The following is a 17,025-nucleotide window of genomic DNA, read 5'->3' on the forward strand; positions in this document are numbered from 1 at the left end:
AATGCTCTGCTACAGGGCAGGCAGTGGCAGATTTATGCAACTTGCCGGTTTCGGTGTGTTTCATAAATCTGATTCATTCCTGTTAATTCGGTGTCATATCCACCCTCTATTGCGGAACCAGTTTTTCAACAAACGGGATCTGTAATGTTCAGAAAACTTTCTATCGCCGCTTTGACACTCACCGTCTCTGCAACATCGTCAATGGCTGCAACCAATATCAGCTGGTGGCACGGCATGGGTGGCGCGAATGCTGACGTGATCAATGAGATCTCCAAGCGCTTCAATGAATCCCAGCAGTCCTGCGCGCTGACACCGGTTTCCAAAGGCTCTTATGAAGAAGCGCTGGCCTCCGGTATTGCTGCATTCCGCTCCGGCGAACAGCCGAATATTCTTCAGGTTTTTGATGCCGGTGCAGCCACCATCATCAATGCAAAAGGCGCAACTGTTCCTGCTGAAGACCTGATCAACAATGCCGGTTACAAATTCGACCGTGAAGCCTTTATCGAAGGCGTGCGCTATTTCTATGCGGCACCGGATGGCAAATTTGTTGGCATGCCATTCAACTCCTCCGCGCCAATCATGTATATCAATACTGAAGCGCTGAAAAAGGCTGGCGTTGAAGCCCCGAAGACCTGGGAAGAATTTGAAGCCGTTGCACCGAAGCTTAAAGAAGCCGGTTATATTCCGCTCACCGCTTCGCAGCTGACATGGCAGTTCACCGAGAACTTCTTCTCCCGTCAGAACATTCAGTTCGCCACCAATAATAACGGTTATGACAGCGTTCAGGACACAAAACTGAATGTGACTGATCCGAACCTCATCATGATGTTCGAAAAGCTGAAAGACTGGGCTGATAAAGGCTATTTCGGCTTCTACGGTGCAGGCTGGGCAGACAATCAGAAGCCTTTTGATGAAGGTAAAGTTGCTTTCTGGATTGGTTCTTCCGGTTCTTTCGGCGGTCTGCAGAAAACCGCGAAAATGGAATTCTCCGCTGACTTCCTGCCTTACTGGAAAGCCGTTGACGGTGCAGGCACCAACAGCTTTATCGGTGGGGCGGCTCTGTTCGCCATGGCCGGTAAGCCGGACGCAGAAAACAAATGCGTGGCTGACTTCTTCCAGTTCCTGACTTCGCCGGAAGTACAGAAATATTACCATCAGGCAACCGGTTATGTGGCGATCACCAAAGCTGCTTATGAACTGGCAAAATCTGAAGGCTATTACGAAAAGACACCGGTTGCTGAAGTCGGGATCAAGCAGCTGATGCTGCAGTCCGGTGAGTGGTCGAAAGGCTACCGCCTCGGTTTCTATCCGCAGATCCGTACTATCATGGAACGCGAATATAACCGTATTTTCGCTGGTGAAACCTCTGTAAAACAGGCTTTCGAGACAGTTGAAAAAGAAGGAAACGACCTGCTGACCCGTTTCGCAAAGACCGCGAACTAAGGACTGAGAGACGTCTCTCAATGTGATGAACGGGGTCGGAGCAAGTCATGCCTGACCCCGTTTTTAATAGATACTTCTCAAAAAGACGGGGATTTGCCGCGTGGCATATATCCAGACTTCTCAACCATCAAAACTCGCTGCGTTTGTTGCAAAGCTGCCACTGATAGGTGGCACAAAACCGACAGAAGCAGCCAAGCGCGTGCAGTTTAATTCACGCCTGCTGCCTTATCTTCTGCTGGCACCGCAGCTGGCTGTTGTTTTGATTTTCTTTTACTGGCCGTCTGTTCAGGCCATTCAGTCATCCTTCTATATTGAAGACCCGTTCGGTTTCGGTGCGACTTTTGTCGGATTGGAAAACTATACGGATGTGCTGGTCAGTCCTGAATATCGCGGAATTGCCGGTTTTACGGCGATCTTTACGATTATTGTTACAGCCCTGTCGCTGGGCATTGGCATGTTGCTGGCGGTAAAAGCTGATGCGGTTATCCGTGGCAATGCTGCCTATAAAACTGTGTTGATTTCGGTCTATGCCATTGCGCCGCCGGTTGCCGGTCTCATCGGGATGATGATCTTCGACCAACATATCGGCCCGTTTGTGAAAATGGCTGCATGGTTTGGCTGGGATATGAAAGTCGGGCTGAACTATTTCGACACTGCGTTTGCGATGATCGTCGTCTCGGTCTGGAAGCAGATTCCATATAATTTCATTTTCATCTTGTCCGGCTTGCAGGCGGTTCCCGCCTCAGTGCGTGAAGCTGCGGTTATGGATTGCCGCTCCGGTGCCCGTCGTTTCCGCACGGTCATTCTGCCTTTGCTGGCACCGACCGTGTTCTTCCTGCTGATTATCAATATCACTTATTCGCTGTTCGACACTTTCGGTGTGATCGACGTAATGGTGAAGGATAAAGCCGCCAATAATCCGATTACGCTGGTCTATAAAGTGTTCATGGATGGCTTCCGCGGTAATGACATCGGCAGCTCTTCGGCACAATCCGTCATTCTGATGGTGGTGGTATTCACGCTGACCATCGTGCAGTTCCGCTTCGTTGAGCGGCGCATTCATTACAATTAAGTGGGGGACGAGATGCATAAAGTTAAAATTACCGATCATCTGATCCTGCTTGCCGGAGCGCTGTTTCTGATCCTGCCGGTGGTGGTGGCTTTCACCACCTCCAGCCATACGGCGGCGGATATTCACTCCAACGGTCTGTCTCTGAGCTGGGGCGATAATTTCACGGAAACCTATAGCAATGTGCTGACCCGTGAAGGTGGTTTCACCGGACAGATCACCGGATCGCGGATGCTGCTGAACTCGCTGATCCTCGGCCTCGGTTTTGCAGTCGGCAAGATTGTGCTGTCGATGCTGGCAGCCTATGCGATTGTCTATTTCCGCTTCCGCTTTGCCACGCTGGCATTCTGGCTGATTTTCACCACGCTGCTGCTGCCGCTGGAAGTGCGTATCGTGCCTTCCTATCAGGTGGTGTCGTCCTTCGGCATGCTCAACAGCTATTCAGGGCTGATTGTGCCGCTGCTGGCTTCGGCCACGGGGACATTCTATTTCCGGCAGTTCTTTAAATCTGTGCCGGATGAGTTGCTGGAAGCCTCCCGTATTGACGGGGCAGGACCAGTGAAATTCTTCATCGATATTCTGCTGCCACTGTCGCGCACCATGATTGCCGCGATGTTTATCATCATGTTTGTCTATGGCTGGAACCAGTATCTCTGGCCGATGCTGGTGACGACCGATGAGAGCTTCTTCACGCTGATGCGTGGCATCAAACAGATTTTGCAGGTGTGGGTCGGGGCGCAAATTCCGGACTATAATGAGGCTTTTGCTCTTGCCGTGCTGGCCATGGTGCCGCCGGTGCTGGTGGTTGTGGTGTTCCAGCGCTGGTTCATCAAAGGCCTGACCGAGAGCGACAAGTAAGAGATTTTAGGAGCCTTCAATGGCACAGGTTAAAATTGAAAATGTATCGAAAATCTATGCGGGCGGCACCAAAGCCGTCAGCGCGGTGAATATCGATATTAAAGACGGTGAATTTATTGTTCTGGTTGGCCCTTCCGGCTGCGGAAAGTCCACGCTGCTGCGTATGGTGGCAGGACTGGAAACCATCTCGGAAGGTGAGGTGGCAATCGGCAACCGTACCGTGAATGAGGTGGAACCGGCAGATCGTGACATTGCTATGGTGTTCCAGAATTATGCGCTTTATCCGCATATGAGCGTCTATGATAATATGGCCTATGGCTTGCGGAACCGCAAAACGCCAAAGGCCGAGATCGAGGCGCGTGTGGCGGAGGCTGCGCGGATGCTGGAACTGGAACCTTATCTGCAACGCAAGCCGCGTGCGCTTTCCGGTGGTCAGCGCCAGCGCGTGGCTATGGGACGTGCAATTGTGCGCAAGCCTGCGGTGTTCCTGTTTGACGAGCCGCTGTCCAATCTTGATGCCAAATTGCGCGTTTCCATGCGCGGAGAAATCCGGCAGTTGCAGCGTCGTCTTGGTACAACCTCGATTTATGTGACCCATGATCAGCTCGAAGCAATGACATTGGCTGATCGTCTGGTGGTGCTGAATGGTGGTGAGATCGAGCAGATCGGTGCACCGCTGGAGATTTATCACAAGCCTGCATCGACATTTGTCGCCAGTTTTATCGGTTCACCGGCAATGAATCTTGCTGACGGCACTGTGCATCAGGCGCAACTGATGCTGGGCGAGGATATTCTGAAACTCGGCACAGAACCATCTGTGCAGGGCGAGGTAACAATCGGTATCCGTGCGGAAGATTTGAATATCGCTGAAGCGCATGAGCAGGGCTTGCAGTTCCGCACCGATTATGTGGAGGAGCTGGGCGCACAACGCATCGTGCATGGTTATGCGGGCAATCAGAAACTGGTCGCCGCACTGCCGCCGCAGGCTGAAATCCGTGATCAGATGCGTCTGGCGGTATCTCCTGAAAAACTGCACTTTTTTGATAAACAGAGCGGCAAGCGCATTGAATTGTCGCAAACAGCCGCAACCCACGTAAAAGCAGCCCAAGCTGTTTCTGCCTGAAATATTGCACAAGACTGAGAAATGACATGACTGAAGTAATGACTGTTGAAACCATGATCCGCACACAAGTTGCAGTTCTGGATGTGCCATCCCATGAGGAGCGCCAGAGCATCACCCAGCTGGATAAAACCATGGCTGCCCATGATGCCAAGCTGGTTTCCATGGAGTGTATGACCCGTGTGGAAACCGGCGGTCAGGCTGCTTCAACCGCACCGCTGGCGTTTCCGTTCAATGTCACTGCATGGAATCTGGAGCGTTGTCTGTTTCCTGAGGAGAGCGCTGCAAAAATGCTGGCAGAAAAACCGGCCGTGGCACTGCTGACCGAGATGGATAATGGCATGGCGCGCACCGTGCAGAAGAACATGACAGCGGAAGTCGCCCGCCATATGGACATGGAATATGCCTATGGCGTGGAATTCATCGAGCTTGGGCTTGGCTCTGAAATCGAGCATTCGTTCTGTAAAGATGATTTCAACGAAAAAGGTTTCCACGGCAATGCGCTGATGTCTTCCGTGCCTATGCAGCGGATCTTTGTGCAGCGTCTGGCCGGTGAGCGTCTGTGGTTCTTCAATGGTGGCGATCAGCCACGATTAGGGGAGCGCAATGCGATCGGCGCGGTGATTGAAACCGTTGACGGGCCGTTTCTCGCGGTGTCCGTGCATCTGGAAAGCGCCTCTCCGGCAGCCTATCGCGAAAAACAGGTCGCACAGCTGATTGATGCGCTGGAAGCAGAATTTGGCGGCATGCCAATGCTGATCGGCGGCGATCTCAATACCGGCAATCATGCGGAAGGGGATTTCGAGGCGGAAGGTCTGTTCCGCGTCGCTGCCGAGCGCGGTTTCATCCGTCACAGTGGTGCGCTGGATCAGATGACAACCCGTCCGAGCCTGATTACCCGCTGGCCTGACCGTGCCATGAAACTGGACTGGTTCCTGAGCCGTGGTCTGAATATTGCTGAAAGCCGCATCATCTCTTCACTGGATGATAATCAGCGTCCGCTTTCTGATCATGATCTGATTGTTTGCCGTGTTGATGGTTTCAGCGCTGCATAATCAGTTGAATTAAACCGGAGGGAAGCCTGTCTTCCTTCCGGTTTTGTAAAGAGCCTGATTGTCTCTTTTATGGGACGTTGTGGTTCCAAATAACTGTCTTTTGGAGTTTTCGTCTTACGGGTAGGTTCATTTCATCAACTTGAAACCATGGAGTTTTGAAAATGTCCAAGCCTTATAACCGTCTTGATAAAGATAATGCAGCCGTTCTTCTCGTAGATCATCAGACAGGTTTGCTGTCTCTGGTTCGTGATATTGATCCTGATAAATTCAAGAACAATGTGCTGGCACTTGCCGATCTGGCAAAATATTTCAACCTGCCAACCATTCTCACCACATCTTTCGAAGATGGCCCGAACGGCCCGCTCGTACCTGAGCTGAAAGAGCTTTTCCCGAATGCGCCTTATATTGCCCGTCCTGGTCAGATCAACGCTTGGGATAACGAAGATTTCGTGAAAGCCGTTAAGGCAACCGGTAAGAAACAGCTGATTATCGCTGGTGTGGTGACCGAAGTTTGTGTGGCTTTCCCTGCGCTGTCGGCTCTGGCTGAAGATTTCGAAGTGTTCGTGGTGACCGATGCGTCCGGTACATTCAACGAGATCACCCGTCATTCCGCATGGGATCGTATGAGTGCTAACGGTGCACAGCTGATGACATGGTTCGGTCTTGCCTGTGAACTGCACCGCGATTGGCGTAATGATGTGGAAGGTCTGGGTACTCTGTTCGCAAACCACATTCCGGATTGCCGCAACCTGATTAACAGCTACAACACTGTTAAAGCATCAAAATAATCTTCTGAGCCCATAGCTTAAGGATAAGGCCGCGCAATTGATTACGCGGCCTTATCTTTTTTGAGCATGCAGTTTCATTTCCCGCCGCCGTTTTGCGGAGGAGGGAATGCCGAGTTCCTCTCGATATTTGGCAACTGTCCGGCGGGCAATCACAATACCTTCCGCATCAAGTTTTTGCACGATGGCCTCATCAGACAGAATGCTGTCGATGTTTTCCTGCGCAATCAGCGTGCGGATTTTGATGCGCACAGCTTCCGAGGCAATGTCATCGCCGGTTTTGCCCCTGATCGCCGAGTTGAAAAAATAGCGATATTCAAACAGACCTTGCGGGGTCAGCATATATTTCTGATTGGCAACGCGGCTAATGGTGCTTTCATGCATCTCAATCGCATCTGCCACCATTTGCATTGTCAGCGGTTTGAGCGCCACAGCCCCGCTTTTCAGAAAACCTTGCTGATGAGTGATGATCTGCTCACCGACATTGAACACCGTCTGCGCGCGTTGATCGAGAATACGGGTCAGCCAGCTGGCCTTTTGTTTGCAGGCTCGCAGAAACTGTTTTTCCTCTTTGGAAAGACTATTGTCATTGAGTTTACGGCTATAATCCTCATTCATCAGCACACGGGGCAGAGCCTGCGGATTGAGAGTGATGTTCCATTCGCCATTCGGTGTTTTGGCAACCAGTAAATCAGGAATGATGGTTAGCGCAGGTGTGCTGTCGAAGATCAGACCGGGTTTGGGGTTCAAACCACGGAGTTCGCCCAGTAGTTCTGCCAGTTCTTCATCATCCGTATCGCAGAGCTTTTTAAGCGCACTGAAATCACGCTTCGCTACCAGATCAAGATGCTTAAGCAGAATGGCCATTTCTGCAGTCAGGCGATCATCGGCAATGAGTTGCAGACGCAGACATTCCGCCAGATTGCGGGCGAAAAGCCCTGCCGGTTCAAAAGCCTGACATTGGTGCAGAACACGCATAACCTGTTCCGGTGTCACATTCAGGCGCTTGGCGATCTGCACCAAGTCTGCATGAAGATAACCGGATTCATCCAAAGTCTCGGTAAGCAGCTCGGCAATATGCCGTTCGGTTTTATCTCTGATACTCAGATTGATCTGCTCGGCCACATGATCTTGCAGGGAATGTTGCACACTGCCGAAATCTTCAACAGAATATTCTGAAACGCCGGAGGAGGGCAACGCACCGGACGGCGCTCTTTGCAAAAGCGGATTGGCTTCTATTTCACTTTGTACAAAGTCTTCCAGCTCAGCACGGCTCATTTGCAGCACTTTGAGTGATTGCTGCATTTGCGGCGTCATAGTCAGTGATTGGGTCTGCCGCAAAACGGGCTTGGAAGAGAGAGCCATTGATCTGTTTATAGCACCACTTTCAGTGCTATTGATACGTCATGAAATTGTTGTAAGCACGGAATCAAAGTTTTCTTCTGTGCATGAGGATTGATGATGCGCCACTATATTGGAATTGATGTCGGAACCGGCAGCGCCAGAGCAGGGATTTTTGACAGCAAAGGCCAGCTACTGGGCACTGCAGCCTGTGCCATCGAAACCTTTCGCCCGCAGGCGGATTTTGCCCAGCAAAGCTCAGTTCATATCTGGGCATCGATCTGCACAGCTGTGAAAAACGCAATGGCTGAAGCTGCAATCGCTGCCGACAGTGTTGCCGGTATCGGCTTTGATGCCACCTGCTCGCTGGTTATCGCAGATGCGGAAGGCAAGCCGGTCACTGTCAGCCCGAAGGGCGAGCCGGATCAGGATGTGATCCTATGGATGGATCACCGCGCGATTAATGATGCCGAAGAGATCACCGAAATTGGTGGCAAAGTGCTGAATCACGTCGGCGGTCGTATGTCGCCGGAAATGGAACTGCCGAAAATCCGCTGGTTCAAACGTGAACTGCCGCAAAGCTGGGCACAGACAGCCGCTTTCTGGGATTTGCCGGACTGGCTGGTGCATCGCGCGACCGGCACCGATATGCGCTCGCTTTGCTCGCCGGTGTGCAAATGGACTTATCTCGGCGATCGGGGCAAAGCCGGAGAGGGCTGGGACAGCACGTTTCTTGAGAATATCGGCCTTGAAGAACTGGGAGACGACAATTTTGCAGCCATCGGCAATCGTTTTGGTGCTGCCGGTGAGCTGGCCGGAAAATTGTCGGAACAGGCCGCAACGGAACTTGGTCTTAAAGCCGGTATCGCCGTTTCCACCGGTCTGATTGATGCTTATTCCGGTGCACTTGGCACGCTGGCTGTTGCAGACAATGCCGGTGTGAGTGCGACAGAACAGCGTCTGGCGCTGATCGCCGGTACCTCAACCTGCCATATCGCTCTGAGCAAAGAGCCGGTATTTGTCTCCGGTGTTTGGGGGCCTTATTATTCGGCGCTGTTGCCTGATCTCTGGGCGAATGAAGGCGGGCAGTCGGCAGCTGGTGCTTTGATCGATGCGGTGATTGCGCGTCATGCGGTGTCGGTTAAACTGGCAGCAGAAAATCCGGGCAAGCGCATTGCCGATCTGCTGGATGCGCATCTGGCCAAAATGGCTGAAGAAACGGCAACTTTGACCCGTCACCGTCATGTACAGCCGGATTTCCACGGTAATCGCTCCCCGCTGGCGGAAAGCTGGCGTAAGGGCGCGATTGTTGGCCTGACACTGGATCACGAACTGGATGATCTGGCATTGGATTATCTAGCCACCATTCAGGCGCTGGCCTATGGCACAAGGCATATTCTTGAAGAAATGCGCCATGAAGGCATGGAGATTGACACGCTGGTGGTCTCCGGCGGTCTGGCGCGCAATCAGCTTTATTTGCGTGAACATGCAGATGCTACCGGTTGCCGTGTACTGGTGCCTGAACAGGCCGAGCCGGTGTTGCTGGGCTCAGCCATGCTTGGTGCAGTCGCCAGTGGTGATTTCGCGAACTTGCCTGAAGCAATGGCGGCTATGAGCGGCAAGGGTGAAGTGCTGGAGCCACGCACCGGTGAAATCGCTGGCTATCACGACGCAAAATATCTGGTCTATCGCCGTATGCAGATGGATTATGCCGATTACGCAGAACTGATGGACGAAAATCCGGTTGCTGATGATGAGGAAGAAGCTGAATCTATAGCTTGACCTTGCTATAGTGGGAACCTTTATCCTGCCTGTTAATTGACAGGCAGGAGAGATTCTTATGAAGCATACTGCATCGCATATGACCCATGCCAATGATGCGCATTACGGGCATCATCACGGCGACCATGATCATGGTAATAAAGTGAAAGATCCCGTCTGCGGGATGATGGTCGATCCTGCCGCCGGCAAGCCTCATATGGCCTATAAGGGGCATGAATATCATTTCTGCTCGGATAGTTGTCACAGTAAATTCAAAGCCGATCCTGAGAAATATCTCACTGCACAATCTGCCGCCGCGCCTGCAATCAAAGGGGCGCAATATACTTGTCCGATGCATCCGGAGATTATCCGTGATGAACCGGGCTCATGCCCGATTTGCGGTATGGCGCTGGAACCGGTTATGCCGTCGCTTGATGACGGGCCTAATCCTGAATTAGTGGATTTTACACGCCGCTTCTGGGTAAGTGCGATCTGTTCTATTCCTTTGCTGATAGTCACAATGGGACCAATGCTTGGTCTGCCGATCCGTGAATGGATCGGGGAGCAAAGAACGGTCTGGCTGGAGTTTATACTGGCGACACCGGTGGTGCTCTGGGCGGCGCTGCCGTTTTTCAAACGCGGGGTCGACTCGTTTAAAAACCGCAGTCCGAATATGTGGACGCTGATTATGATCGGTGTCGGTGCCGCCTATCTTTACAGCGTAGTTGCAATTCTGTTTCCGGATATGTTCCCGCATTCCTTCCGTGGTCATGGCGGTTCGGTGCCTGTTTATTTCGAAGCCGCAGCCGTTATTGTCACGCTGGTCTTTCTCGGACAGGTGCTGGAACTGCGTGCCCGCGAGCGTACCGGCTCGGCTATCCGCGCTCTGCTTGATCTGGCACCGAAAACTGCCCGCCGTATTGCGGCTGATGGCAGCGAAGCTGATGTGCCGCTGGACGAGGTGCAGGCCGGTGACAAGTTGCGTATCCGTCCCGGTGACAGCGTGCCGGTGGATGGTATCGTGGTGGAAGGCCGCTCCTCTGTTGATGAGGCCATGATTACCGGTGAACCGGTGCCGGTTGAAAAGACCGAAGGCGATAAAGTGATCGGTGGTACCGTGAATAAAAACGGTTCTCTGGTCATGCAGGCGGAGAAAATCGGCGCAGAAACCATGCTGTCGCAGATCGTGGATATGGTTGCCAAAGCCCAGCGTTCCCGTGCGCCCATTCAGGGGCTGGCTGACCGGATTTCATTCTATTTTGTGCCGATGGTTATTGTCGTTGCGATCCTTTCCTTTATCGGCTGGGCGCTGTGGGGGCCGGAGCCGAGCATGATCTATGCCATTGTGGCGGCGGTTTCGGTGCTGATTATCGCTTGTCCCTGTGCGCTGGGACTGGCAACGCCAATGTCAATTATGACCGCAACAGGACGCGGTGCGCAGGCTGGTGTGCTTATCAAGGATGCCGAGGCACTGGAGCGTATGGCGAAAGTGGATACGCTGATCGTTGATAAAACCGGCACACTCACAGAAGGTCGTCCGAAGCTGACAGATGTGGTGGCAGTTTCCGGCATCGACGACAACACGCTGTTGCAACTTGCTGCAAGCCTTGAGAAAGGCTCGGAGCACCCGCTGGCGGAAGCTATTGTTGCCGGTGCCGAAGCAAAAGGGTTGAAGACCGATAATGTGGATGAATTTGAGGCAATTACCGGCAAAGGTGTTGCCGGTACGGTAAAAGGACGGGCAGTTGCGCTCGGCAATCCTGCGATGATGCAGGATATGGGGCTGGATATTGCCGCCATTCAGGCGCAGGCCGATACATTGCGGGCAGAAGGTAAGACCGCGATGTTTGTTGCCGTTGATAACAAGCTGGCAGGTCTGGTTGCTGTGGCCGATCCGATTAAGGAAACAGCGGCAGAAGCTATCCGCACACTCCATGCACGTGGCTTGAAGATCATTATGGCAACCGGTGATAATGAACGTACAGCCCGTGCTGTGGCGGCAAAACTTGGTCTTGATGATGTGCGCGCCGATGTGCTGCCGGAAGATAAAAAAGCGCTGGTTGATGAGTTGCACAAACAGGGCAAAAAAGTCGCTATGGCGGGGGATGGTGTGAATGATGCACCGGCACTGGCCGCCGCCGATGTTGGTATTGCTATGGGCACGGGTGCTGATGTGGCCGTGGAAAGTGCGGGGATTACGCTGCTCAAAGGTGATCTCACCGGCATTGCCCGTGCGCATCATCTGGCAGAAGCGACAATCCGCAATATCAAGGAAAACCTGTTCTTTGCCTTTGTCTATAACGCACTGGGTATTCCGGTGGCAGCAGGGTTGCTCTATCCGTTTACCGGCACTTTATTGTCGCCGATGATTGCAGCAGCGGCGATGAGCTTGTCCTCGGTCTCGGTGATTGCCAATTCATTGCGGTTGAGGGCTCTAAAACTTTAAACAAAAAAGCGGGCATTTTGCCCGCTTTTTATTTTGCTTGAAACAATCTCAGTAAGGGCTGTCGACCTTACCGGTTTCTACATAGACCGTTTTGATCTGGCTGTAGTGGGAGAGAGCGGCGAGGCCGTTCTCGCGGCCGATACCGGAGTTTTTATAGCCGCCGAACGGTACTTCTACCGGTGTCAAATTATAGGCATTGATCCAGCATGTGCCGGCCTTGAGGGCGGCGATCACACGATGGCCGCGCGCGCTGTCTGCAGTGAATACACCGGCAGCAAGGCCGAATTCTGTATCATTGGCGCGAGCAATGACTTCATCTTCATCGCTGAAGGTCAAAATGCTCATCACAGGGCCGAAGATTTCTTCCCGTGCAATACTCATATCATCGCTGACATTGGTGAAAATTGTCGGTTCGATATAGAAACCGTTTTCCAGTCCCTGCAAGGCAGGCACACCGCCGCCGCAAACCAGATTTGCACCTTCAGTCTTGCCCTTCTCAATATAGGACAAAACCTTGTCGCGCTGAGCAAGGCTCACCATTGGCCCCATCTGCGTGCTCGGGTCAAGCGGATCGCCGATCTGAATGGCACGGGTACGTTCAACCAGACGGCTGACAAAGCTTGTCGCAACAGCTTCATGCACGAAAACGCGGGTGCCGTTGGAGCAGACCTGACCTGTGGAATAGAAATTGCCGAGCATGGCGCCGCCAATGGCATTTTCCAGATCGGCATCATCGAACACGATTAGCGGGGATTTGCCGCCGAGTTCCATGGTGACCTGTTTCATCTCGCTACCGGCCTGCGCCATGATTTTCTTGCCCGTCGGTACAGAGCCGGTGAGCGAAACTTTGGCAACTTTAGGATGGCTGATCAGTGCCGCGCCAGCATCACCAAAGCCCTGAACCACGTTGAAAAGCCCGTCCGGCAGACCGGCATCCTTGTAGAGCTGTGCGAGTGCCAGAGCTGACAGCGGTGTGTTCTCCGATGGTTTGAACACCACCGCATTGCCCATTGCCAGAGCAGGGGCAGATTTCCATGATGCGATCTGGATCGGGTAATTCCATGCGCCGATACCAACGCAAACGCCTAGTGCCTCGCGGCGGGTATAGGCAAAAGGCCCGCCAAGTTCGACAAACTCGCCATTGAAACCGGAGATCACACTGCCGAAATATTCCATCGCATCGGCACCGGAGGCCGCATCGGCCACCAGTGTTTCCTGAATAGCTTTACCGGTATCCAGTGTTTCCAGCTCCGACAGTTCCTGATTGCGCTCACGCATCAGCTCTGCGGCGCGGCGCAGAATGCGGCCACGCTCAACAGGCTTGAGTTTTGCCCATTCAACCTGCGCTTTGGCAGCGGCTTCAACAGCCTGATCGACAATGGCCTGTGTCGCGCCGTGCAGACAGGCAATGGCTTCGCCGGTAGCAGGATAGATCACATCAAAAGCACGTCCTGCCGTGTCTTCAACAAAACGGCCATTGATAAAATGTGAGGCTTGCGGCTGTGCGCGCATGGGAAATTCCTTCAAAATTCTATGAGCTTTATAAATTAGCGATCGGAGACTTGCCAGCGTGGATTAATCCACGGCTCCTGATTGGAGCGCGGCAGCGGTGTTTTGCCTAAGATATGGTCTGAAGCCTTTTCACCGGTCATGATCGACGGGCCGTTGAGGTTACCGTAAGGCACACGCGGGAAAATCGAGCTGTCAGCCACGCGCAGACCTTCAACACCAATCACACGGCATTCCGGATCAACCACGGCCATCGGGTCGTTGACTGAACCCATTTTACAGGTGCCGCACGGATGGAATGCGCTCTCTGCATGGTCGCGGATGAAATTATCCAGCTGTTTGTCTGTGACCTGATCGTCGCCCGGCTGAATTTCCCGCCCGCGATACGGGTCAAAAGCCTGCTGGCCAAAGATCTCACGGGTCAGGCGGATGCAATGGCGGAAGTCGCGCCAGTCATCCGGATGCGACATGTAGTTAAACAGGATTTTCGGTTTCTCTTTCGGATCATTGGAGCGCAGTGTGACCGAACCGCGCGACTTGGAACGCATCGGCCCGACATGCGCCTGAAAACCGTGGCCGCCTGCTGCTGCTTTACCATCATAACGGATTGCAACCGGCAGGAAGTGGAACTGAATATCCGGATATTCCACACCGGCACTTGAGCGCACAAAAGCAGCGCCTTCAAAATGGTTGGTCGCGCCGAGGCCGGATTTGAAGAACAGCCATTCCGCACCAATGCGGGCTTTGGAAAACAGGTTGAGGCTGGAATAAAGTGTAATCGGCTGCAGGCATTCCTGCTGCACATAGACTTCCATGTGATCCTGCAAATTCGCGCCGACACCGGCACGGTCTGCCACGACCTCAATGCCGTGTTCGCGTAAATGCTCCGCAGGGCCAATACCGGAAAGCATCAGCAGTTTTGGCGAATTGATGCTGGAAGCGGCGATAATCACTTCACGCTTTGCTTTGATAACACTGACTGTGCCGGATTTTTCGATCTCAACGCCGGTTGCACGGCCATTCTCGATTACCACTTTGCGGGCAAAAGCATTGACCAAGGTCACATTGCGGCGTTTGAGGGCAGGACGCAGATAGGCATTGGCGGTTGACCAGCGGCGGCCGTGATGGATGGTTTGCTCCATCGGGCCGAAACCTTCCTGTTTCGAGCCGTTATAGTCATCTGTTGTTTCAAAGCCTGCTTGTTTTCCGGCGTCGTTGAAAGCTTTGAACAACGGATTGCTGCGCTTGCCGCGCTGCACATGCATCGGGCCATTGGTGCCGCGCCAGCCTTCCTCACCGCCATGGGAGTGTTCCATGCGCTTGAAGTAAGGCAGCACATCCGCATAGGACCAGCCACTGGCACCGCTCTCAGCCCAATGGTCGAAATCTTTGGCGTGTCCGCGCACATAGACCATGCCATTGACGGATGAGGAACCGCCGATAACCTTGCCGCGCGGAGTAACCAGACGGCGGCCGTTAAGGTGCGGCTCCGGTTCGGTGTTAAAGCCCCAGTCATAGGTGGACATATTCATCGGAAAGGACAGAGCCGCAGGCATCTGGATCAGCGGTCCCATATCGGTGCCGCCATATTCGATAACGATAACAGAATGCTTGCCGTCTTCAGACAGGCGGTAGGCCATGGCAGAACCGGCAGAACCGGAGCCGATGATAACGAAATCTGCTTCCATAGTGGTTTCCTTAATGCCGGTTACGGGATGGATTAAATGTGTGGCGTGCCAGTTGGACGGTGATGTAATCCTCAACCAGTGCAATGGCTTTTGGCGCCTCCGGCGCATCGGCACCCAACGCGTGGCGGATATAAAGGCCGTCGATCAGAGCGCCGGTGCCTTCACCAATATGTTGTGCGGTCTGTTTGTCTGTGAGCTGCTCCAGAGCAAAACACAGGTTGGAATGCAGGCGGCGGGCATAAATTCGCAACAGACGGCGCATCTCTAATGATTGCTGGGCATGGGCATAGAAGGTGAGCCATGCAGCAATCGTTTCATGGGCAAACTGTGAGGCGGAGAAGTTGACGCTGATAATTGCGGAAAGTCTTGCACGCGGGCTGTCTGCTGCCTGTAAAGCGAGGCGCAAATCAGTGCCGAGTTCGCGCAGCAAGTGACGCATCGTGGCTAATAGCAACTGATCTTTACCGCCGAAATAGTGATGCGCGAGCGCTGCCGATACACCGGCCTTGCGGGCGATTTGCGCAACAGTCACATCAAGCGAACCGCGCTCGCCGATTGTCTGAATGGCGGCCGAAATCAGGTCTTTCCGGCGCAGCTCCTCCATTCCTATCTTAGGCATGTCTGTCTCACAAAATTGTTTGGATTAGACTGATTATCGTTTTTATTGATTGATCAGTCAATCAAGAGTTTATTATCGTTTTATTTCAATACTATGATGGAAATTTAAAGTGAGAAAATCCGTTGACTGACGAGGTGGATGCGTTTTGACGGCATAAGACTATTTTGCTAGAGCATCGGCAGTGAATGATGCGGAGTTTTAAAATGGCAAATCCGGTTTTGGTTGAAGTTGTGCGCGGTAAAGTGGTGGAAAGCCGCCACAGCGGTGCATTGGCACTGTTCGATGGTGACGGTAAGGCCGTTCTGAACATCGGCGAGGTAACACGCCCGACCTATCCGCGTTCGGCAATCAAGGCTATTCAGGCGCTGCCATTTGTGGAAAGCGGTGCTGCTGATGCCTATGGTTTTGGCAATGAAGAACTGGCCATGGCCTGCGCTTCCCATTCCGGTGAGCCGGAGCATGTGGCGCGTGCGGCTTCGATGCTGGCGAAAGCCGGTTTGTCCTGTGATGATCTGGAATGCGGTGCCCATTGGCCGTCTGATCAGAAAGTGCTGATCGAAGTTGCCCGTAGCGGCAAGGAGCCGACTGCGCTCAATAATAACTGCTCCGGTAAACATGCCGGTTTTCTCTGCACTTGCGCGCATATGGGCTTGAAGACCAAAGGCTATGTGCAGGCCGGTTCGCAGATCCAGACCATTGTACGTGAAACCATGCAGGAAGTGACCGGCGCGGTGCATAATGCTGATGAATATGGCACGGATGGTTGTTCCATCCCGACCTATGCCATTGGTCTTGATGCTATGGCACGCGGTTTTGCCCGTATGGCAACCGGTACAGGTCTTGCACCTGTTCGTGCACAAGCCGCCAAGCGCTTGTTAGACGCCTGCATGGCAGCACCATTCTATGTGGCTGGCAGCCGTCGTGCCTGCACAGAGCTGATGGAACTCGCACCTGGTCGTATTTTTGTGAAAACCGGTGCGGAAGGTGTGTTCTGCGGTGCCGTGCCTGAACTGGGTGTAGGCTTTGCCATGAAATGCGATGATGGTGCCACCCGTGCGGCAGAGGTGATGGTGACACGTTTGCTGGCACAGCTCTTTGCAAAAGATACAGAGCTGTCCGGCAAGCTGGAAGCACGTGCAACGCGCCGTATGAGTAACTGGAACGGTATTGATTTCGGTTATATTGCACCATCAGCGGCTCTGGTTGATGGACTGAAAGCTGTTTCTTTCTGAAAATGAAAAATACTATAAGTATTTAATAATTAAGCCGTGCATCATAAAGATGTGCGGCTTAATTGTTTTTCCGCGCAGCTTGCTTTTGTTGTGGTTACT

General features: G+C 53.0%; 13 protein-coding genes. 9 read left to right on the forward strand and 4 right to left on the reverse strand.

The window, feature by feature from the left end; translation table 11 throughout:
* Positions 1 to 144 precede the first annotated feature (144 nt).
* The 6 genes from KHQ09_RS06120 to ycaC all read left to right on the forward strand — a co-directional run bounded on the left by KHQ09_RS06120 (position 145) and on the right by ycaC (position 6,333).
* Positions 145 to 1,443, forward strand: coding sequence for an extracellular solute-binding protein (locus tag KHQ09_RS06120; RefSeq protein WP_213597054.1), 1,299 nt, complete (start codon positions 145 to 147; stop codon positions 1,441 to 1,443).
* A gap of 154 nt (positions 1,444 to 1,597) precedes the next feature.
* Positions 1,598 to 2,515 (forward strand): carbohydrate ABC transporter permease, encoded by a 918-nt coding sequence (locus tag KHQ09_RS06125; protein WP_420801470.1) that lies wholly within the window; start codon positions 1,598 to 1,600, stop codon positions 2,513 to 2,515.
* 12 nt (positions 2,516 to 2,527) lie between these two features.
* Entirely contained in the window at positions 2,528 to 3,370 is an 843-nt protein-coding gene (gene ugpE, locus KHQ09_RS06130) for a sn-glycerol-3-phosphate ABC transporter permease UgpE (RefSeq protein WP_213597058.1), read from the forward strand.
* A 19-nt stretch (positions 3,371 to 3,389) separates the two neighbouring features.
* A complete protein-coding gene (locus KHQ09_RS06135; RefSeq protein WP_213597060.1) occupies positions 3,390 to 4,493 on the forward strand; it encodes a sn-glycerol-3-phosphate import ATP-binding protein UgpC in 1,104 nt (367 codons plus the stop codon).
* A gap of 26 nt (positions 4,494 to 4,519) precedes the next feature.
* Positions 4,520 to 5,545 (forward strand): endonuclease/exonuclease/phosphatase family protein, encoded by a 1,026-nt coding sequence (locus KHQ09_RS06140; protein ID WP_338019231.1) that lies wholly within the window; start codon positions 4,520 to 4,522, stop codon positions 5,543 to 5,545.
* A 161-nt stretch (positions 5,546 to 5,706) separates the two neighbouring features.
* Complete coding sequence (gene ycaC / locus KHQ09_RS06145) at positions 5,707 to 6,333, forward strand: isochorismate family cysteine hydrolase YcaC (RefSeq protein ID WP_213597062.1); 627 nt, start codon at positions 5,707 to 5,709, stop codon at positions 6,331 to 6,333.
* Between the two features lie 51 nt (positions 6,334 to 6,384).
* On the opposite strand, the gene rpoN is transcribed toward ycaC, so the two are convergent.
* Complete coding sequence (gene rpoN / locus KHQ09_RS06150) at positions 6,385 to 7,695, reverse strand: RNA polymerase factor sigma-54 (protein ID WP_213597064.1); 1,311 nt, start codon at positions 7,693 to 7,695, stop codon at positions 6,385 to 6,387.
* A gap of 93 nt (positions 7,696 to 7,788) precedes the next feature.
* On the opposite strand from rpoN, the gene KHQ09_RS06155 reads away from it, so the two are divergent.
* Positions 7,789 to 9,453, forward strand: a complete 1,665-nt coding sequence (locus KHQ09_RS06155) for an FGGY-family carbohydrate kinase (RefSeq protein WP_238481573.1) — start codon at positions 7,789 to 7,791, stop codon at positions 9,451 to 9,453.
* Between the two features lie 79 nt (positions 9,454 to 9,532).
* Positions 9,533 to 11,878, forward strand: coding sequence for a heavy metal translocating P-type ATPase (locus KHQ09_RS06160; protein WP_213599840.1), 2,346 nt, complete (start codon positions 9,533 to 9,535; stop codon positions 11,876 to 11,878).
* 48 nt (positions 11,879 to 11,926) lie between these two features.
* Here KHQ09_RS06160 and betB read toward each other — a convergent pair whose 3' ends face one another.
* Genes betB through betI form a run of 3 tightly spaced genes read right to left on the reverse strand, consistent with a single transcriptional unit; the run spans position 11,927 to position 15,694 of the window.
* Positions 11,927 to 13,390: a betaine-aldehyde dehydrogenase gene (betB, locus tag KHQ09_RS06165; RefSeq protein WP_213597066.1), complete on the reverse strand. Its 1,464-nt coding sequence runs from the start codon at positions 13,388 to 13,390 to the stop codon at positions 11,927 to 11,929.
* 35 nt (positions 13,391 to 13,425) lie between these two features.
* A complete protein-coding gene (gene betA / locus KHQ09_RS06170; RefSeq protein ID WP_213597067.1) occupies positions 13,426 to 15,075 on the reverse strand; it encodes a choline dehydrogenase in 1,650 nt (549 codons plus the stop codon).
* Between the two features lie 10 nt (positions 15,076 to 15,085).
* Positions 15,086 to 15,694: a transcriptional regulator BetI gene (betI, locus tag KHQ09_RS06175; RefSeq protein WP_213597070.1), complete on the reverse strand. Its 609-nt coding sequence runs from the start codon at positions 15,692 to 15,694 to the stop codon at positions 15,086 to 15,088.
* Between the two features lie 203 nt (positions 15,695 to 15,897).
* On the opposite strand from betI, the gene KHQ09_RS06180 reads away from it, so the two are divergent.
* On the forward strand, positions 15,898 to 16,926 hold the full coding sequence (locus tag KHQ09_RS06180) for an asparaginase (RefSeq protein WP_338019232.1): 1,029 nt from the start codon (positions 15,898 to 15,900) through the stop codon (positions 16,924 to 16,926).
* Positions 16,927 to 17,025: the final 99 nt, after the last annotated feature.

This window comes from Pseudochrobactrum algeriensis, assembly GCF_018436245.1.
Taxonomy (GTDB): Bacteria; Pseudomonadota; Alphaproteobacteria; order Rhizobiales; family Rhizobiaceae; genus Pseudochrobactrum; species Pseudochrobactrum saccharolyticum.

Excerpts from the sequence above, each read along its gene's own strand:
- KHQ09_RS06120 (WP_213597054.1), top strand. The coding sequence starts at position 145 with ATGTTCAGAAAACTTTCTATCGCCGCTTTGACACTCACCGTCTCTGCA.
- ugpE (WP_213597058.1), top strand. The coding sequence starts at position 2,528 with ATGCATAAAGTTAAAATTACCGATCATCTGATCCTGCTTGCCGGAGCG.
- KHQ09_RS06135 (WP_213597060.1), top strand. The coding sequence starts at position 3,390 with ATGGCACAGGTTAAAATTGAAAATGTATCGAAAATCTATGCGGGCGGC.
- KHQ09_RS06140 (WP_338019231.1), top strand. The coding sequence starts at position 4,520 with ATGACTGAAGTAATGACTGTTGAAACCATGATCCGCACACAAGTTGCA.
- ycaC (WP_213597062.1), top strand. The coding sequence starts at position 5,707 with ATGTCCAAGCCTTATAACCGTCTTGATAAAGATAATGCAGCCGTTCTT.
- rpoN (WP_213597064.1), bottom strand. The coding sequence starts at position 7,695 with ATGGCTCTCTCTTCCAAGCCCGTTTTGCGGCAGACCCAATCACTGACT.
- KHQ09_RS06155 (WP_238481573.1), top strand. The coding sequence starts at position 7,789 with ATGATGCGCCACTATATTGGAATTGATGTCGGAACCGGCAGCGCCAGA.
- KHQ09_RS06160 (WP_213599840.1), top strand. The coding sequence starts at position 9,533 with ATGACCCATGCCAATGATGCGCATTACGGGCATCATCACGGCGACCAT.
- betB (WP_213597066.1), bottom strand. The coding sequence starts at position 13,390 with ATGCGCGCACAGCCGCAAGCCTCACATTTTATCAATGGCCGTTTTGTT.
- betA (WP_213597067.1), bottom strand. The coding sequence starts at position 15,075 with ATGGAAGCAGATTTCGTTATCATCGGCTCCGGTTCTGCCGGTTCTGCC.
- betI (WP_213597070.1), bottom strand. The coding sequence starts at position 15,694 with ATGCCTAAGATAGGAATGGAGGAGCTGCGCCGGAAAGACCTGATTTCG.
- KHQ09_RS06180 (WP_338019232.1), top strand. The coding sequence starts at position 15,898 with ATGGCAAATCCGGTTTTGGTTGAAGTTGTGCGCGGTAAAGTGGTGGAA.